Below are 3931 nucleotides of genomic sequence, written 5' to 3' on the forward strand. Positions count from 1 at the left end.
CTTAGCCATCACTAAGCAGAAAACTCATTAGCTTTTCAGTACTTGGCAGAGTAAAAATTATTCATGCCACCGATTCTGAAACATCCATTCGACCAGGAAAGTAAAATATATATCACGAAAGTAGGAGCGGTGCTACAGTGCATACGGGAATCGAAGAATATCGAACTCAGTCATGCTGCCAGGTCTATGGGTATATCATCAAACCGGCTTCAGGGTATAGAAAGCGGAGAGAAGGATTACTCTATAAAGCTGCTTTTTAAAATTTGCGATTACTACGAGGTAAGCGTATTGGACGTAGTGTAGGCCTTTGTAAAAGAAAAAAGTTGCAGGCTCATGCGCTGCAACTTTTACTGTTTTTCTTTTCGTATATACTCGTGTTTTCACAAAGAGTATAGCTGAAGCTTTGCGCTTATTGCGCGTCTTCTACTACTTCCGCTACGTTCTCTTCAACGCCAGAAGTTTCGGCACCGTTATCTTTAGCGGGCTTCACTTTCTTTACCGATTTGTCGATAATTTTTTCGAGCGCTGCAATCGCTTCCTGTACAGGCTTCAGCTTGGCTGTAAGTTCTGCTTCTTCTTCTTTAAGTTTCTTGAGTGCGTCCACCACTGGGTTTTCTTTTGCTACTTCCTTGGCCATAAAAATTTATTGTTAAACGTTAAAAGTTCCTGATTTGCGGCTTGCGCGGATCATCGCCAGCCCGGAAAAAACCGGGGCGCTAAAATACATTTAGTATTGAAATCCTCATGCTCCGCCAGGCGATGTTTAAAATATTTATTCAATGGAAACTTTTCAGAACTTCGTTGATAATCAGGATTATGTCTGTGTCGTCTTCAAGGAGAAAAAATTTTTTTCAAAAAGATTTTGAAAACCTGCGTTAAGATTGGATGGTTATAGAAAGTGGTAGAGCGAGGTTGTGGGGTTGATCTAATGCATTATCTTCAGTTCCTCTTCAAGGCGATCCATATTCTCTTCGTTCTTCTCAGGTGCAAAGGATCGTATCTTGTTGCATTCTTCGGCTGTGCCGAATTTCTGTTTGAAGGTAACATTGGTTTCGTTGGTGGAGATCTCATCAAATGTTACTTCCATTTGAAATATAGGCTTTGATTGGTGATTCCATACCAATAATTCCGGTTCACGAATAGCGATAAATGTACACTCGTTGGTGTAGTTGCCCATGTCGGGCCCGTGCATAATAAAACTCCACTGACCGCCAACGCGCAGATCGAACGTGTTAAACGTGTTCGTAAATCCTTTCGGACCCCACCAGTTTTTCAAGTGTTCCGGGTCCGTCCAGGCTTTGTAGACGAGTTTTCGCGGTGCTTTAATAATTCGGGTTGTTACGATCTCACACTCGGGTGTGGTTTTCATGATCTCCATGGTTGCGTAGTGCTATATTTCTAAAGTATATATTAAACCTTTAAAGAGCCGCGAAAGCCTCTTGCTGCATAGTAAGACTCCGCGCCATTGTGATAGGTGAAGACATGGTCGTAGCGGCGATCGCAAAAGATAGCACCGCCATGCTTTCGGATTGCAGCGGGAGTTTTCACCCAACTCGAAGTTTTCAGATCAAACTTTCCAAGCTGCTGCAATGCGCGATACTCTTCTTCCGATAAAAGTTCGATGCCCATATTTGCTGCCATTTCAATAGCGCTGTCTTGCGGCTTATGTTCTTTTCTTGATTCAAGTGCTTCGTGATCATAACAAAGACTTCTGCGCCCCTTCGGACTTTCTGCAGAACAATCGTAAAAGATATACTGATCATTCTTTTTATCGTAACCAATCACATCAGGCTCGCCACCGGTCTTTTCCATTTCGCTAAGCGACCACAGTTTTTCAGCGTGCGCCTCCAGCTTTTCCTGTACAGCTGCCCACGCAATACCTTTGTGGAGATTTATGTTCTTTTCAAAGCGTGCTTTCAAAATGGTTAGTAATTCTTCACGTTCTTCTGATAACAATTTCTTTTTATTGCTCTTCATAGTATTATACTCAGTACAACAATGAATATGATTTAATCTTCGAGCCCTTTCCCTTCGAGAATTTGCGGCATATACTTTTCAATTCTTGATTCGCGTGTTTTGGCTTGTTTCGCGGAAGAGAAGTACAGGAGGTATCCACGCTGCCGCCCCGGGGTTAATGCTTCAAATGCTTTCTTCAACGCAGGGCTCTTGTCTAATTTACTTTTAAATTCTTCGGGCATAGTAAACTCCGAAGTCTTCTTATAATTCATTTTAGCTCCCGATTCTTCCAATTCGGCAGCCTCGTAGATATAGGCTTTCAGTGTGGCCTTTAGCTTTTCTATTTCTTTCACGCTGGTGAATCGCACCTGGCGAGCAGCCTGCACATTCTCGGTTTGCTGAATCAATATACCCTTGGGATCTTTCAATAACGCTCCCTTGAAAAACAGGAATGCACAGTAATCTTTAAATCCATGTATCAGCACTATATTTCTTTTCTCGAACGTATAGCAGGGGCAACCCCACTTCAATTCTTCTACCAACCCACAGTCAAGCGCTATTGTTCTCATCTTCTCATATTCCTCCTTCCATTTTTTGGCTTTCGTAAAAAAGAAATCAACCTTAGGGTTTGTTGGTATAGAATTTACTGGTTTCGCTGCTTTTTTAACTGCATTCATGACGTTGTTGTTTGGGTTAAATAGAATGGATTGAAGTGTGATTATTTCATTCTATGAATTTATGAATTAACAGGAATAATTTTTCTATCGGCAGGTCTGAAATACCACGACACTACGGTGAGGACCAGCAGCAATGTTGGGCCAAAAAATTCTTTGCCTCCATCTCCCACAGCTGCATGCGAAAAGATCGCGCCAGACATAGCAAGGAAGAAGCCTGCATACGCCCATTCTTTCACTAAGGGAAATCGGGGCGCCAGTACAGCAACAACTCCCAACAATTTCCAGACACCTAATATGGTGAGCAGGTATGCCGGATAGCCCAACCGTTCGAACATATCAACTTCTTCCTTCATTTTCATGATTTGCACTACACCGGTGGCTACCATTCCTAATGCAAGCCAAAGCGTGGCAATCCAATAGATGATTTTATTTCTCTTTGTCATGGTGATGTTTATTTTAGTTTACCAAGAATATTTTCGATTCGGCTATGTGCCATATTTATACCTTGTATAAAAGGCAATTGTAGTATCTGATCTCTGATCGCAACAGATCTGTACAATACATGCATCGTAAGTTTGCTGGTGTCGTCTGTGAGCTTTTCAAATTCAAGGAACTCAAGCTGCGCACCGAAGGGAGTATTCTCCATTTCAAACGTGCGTATGATTCTCTGATTCAGGCTAAACTCGTGAATCGTGCCACTGAAATAGTGTTTGTTTCCTTTCGGGTCGGTTGTTTCGAACCGATAGCCACCATGATTTTTGTTTTCAAGTTTCAACACCTTCGTTCCCATCCATTGCTCTACAATTTCAGGCTCCATATAGGCCGTGAAGAGTAGCTCCAATGGCAGTTCAAATTCGCGGGTTATAAATATCTCCTGCTTGCCATCTTCGGCATGCACTTTTGTTTTTAGCTCCATGTCTTTACTATTTTTTGGGTTTGTATTTTTTCATAACGGCTTCCAGCTTGTTAAATCGGTCGTCCCACAACCTGCGGAAAGGCTCGATGAAGTCTGCTATTTCTTTCATCTTTTTTGGGTTTAGCTCATAGTATATTTCTCTTCCGTTCTGTTCCTGTTTCAACAGCTCACACTCCGTGAGTATCTGCAAGTGTTTGGAAACCGTGGGCCGTGCCGTATCAAAGTTTGATGCAATGGCACCTGCTGTCATGGATTGTGTTGCAACCAATAAAAGTATAGCCCTCCGGGTAGGGTCTGCTATAGCCTGGAATACGTCTCGTCTCAAATTCATCGTGTAGCCATTTGACTACACGAATGTATGTGTAGTTATTTGGCTACGCAA

General features: G+C 42.3%; 8 protein-coding genes. 1 reads left to right on the plus strand and 7 read right to left on the minus strand.

Translation table 11 applies throughout. The features are described from left to right. Window positions 1-63: 63 nt before the first annotated feature. Entirely contained in the window at window positions 64-303 is a 240-nt protein-coding gene (locus V7Q33_RS22180; protein WP_333821324.1) for a helix-turn-helix domain-containing protein, read from the plus strand. Between the two features lie 106 nt (window positions 304-409). On the opposite strand, the gene V7Q33_RS22185 is transcribed toward V7Q33_RS22180, so the two are convergent. The 7 genes from V7Q33_RS22185 to V7Q33_RS22215 all read right to left on the minus strand — a co-directional run bounded on the left by V7Q33_RS22185 (window position 410) and on the right by V7Q33_RS22215 (window position 3880). Beyond that, on the minus strand, window positions 410-637 hold the full coding sequence (locus V7Q33_RS22185; protein ID WP_331981751.1) for a hypothetical protein: 228 nt from the start codon (window positions 635-637) through the stop codon (window positions 410-412). A 288-nt stretch (window positions 638-925) separates the two neighbouring features. After that, complete coding sequence (locus V7Q33_RS22190) at window positions 926-1369, minus strand: SRPBCC family protein (protein WP_331981748.1); 444 nt, start codon at window positions 1367-1369, stop codon at window positions 926-928. A gap of 41 nt (window positions 1370-1410) precedes the next feature. Beyond that, window positions 1411-1977, minus strand: a complete 567-nt coding sequence (locus V7Q33_RS22195) for a DUF4256 domain-containing protein (RefSeq protein ID WP_331981745.1) — start codon at window positions 1975-1977, stop codon at window positions 1411-1413. 32 nt (window positions 1978-2009) lie between these two features. Next, window positions 2010-2633 (minus strand): YdeI/OmpD-associated family protein, encoded by a 624-nt coding sequence (locus V7Q33_RS22200; protein ID WP_333821326.1) that lies wholly within the window; start codon window positions 2631-2633, stop codon window positions 2010-2012. A 59-nt stretch (window positions 2634-2692) separates the two neighbouring features. Then, window positions 2693-3076 (minus strand): DoxX family protein, encoded by a 384-nt coding sequence (locus tag V7Q33_RS22205; protein ID WP_333821328.1) that lies wholly within the window; start codon window positions 3074-3076, stop codon window positions 2693-2695. 8 nt (window positions 3077-3084) lie between these two features. Then, window positions 3085-3549, minus strand: coding sequence for an SRPBCC domain-containing protein (locus V7Q33_RS22210; RefSeq protein WP_333821330.1), 465 nt, complete (start codon window positions 3547-3549; stop codon window positions 3085-3087). Window positions 3550-3556: 7 nt separating this feature from the next. Continuing rightward, on the minus strand, window positions 3557-3880 hold the full coding sequence (locus V7Q33_RS22215) for an ArsR/SmtB family transcription factor (protein ID WP_331981733.1): 324 nt from the start codon (window positions 3878-3880) through the stop codon (window positions 3557-3559). Between the last annotated feature and the right edge of the window lie 51 nt (window positions 3881-3931).

Source organism: Ohtaekwangia sp. (genome assembly GCF_036786105.1).
In the GTDB taxonomy this organism is placed as follows: Bacteria; Bacteroidota; Bacteroidia; order Cytophagales; family Cyclobacteriaceae; genus Ohtaekwangia.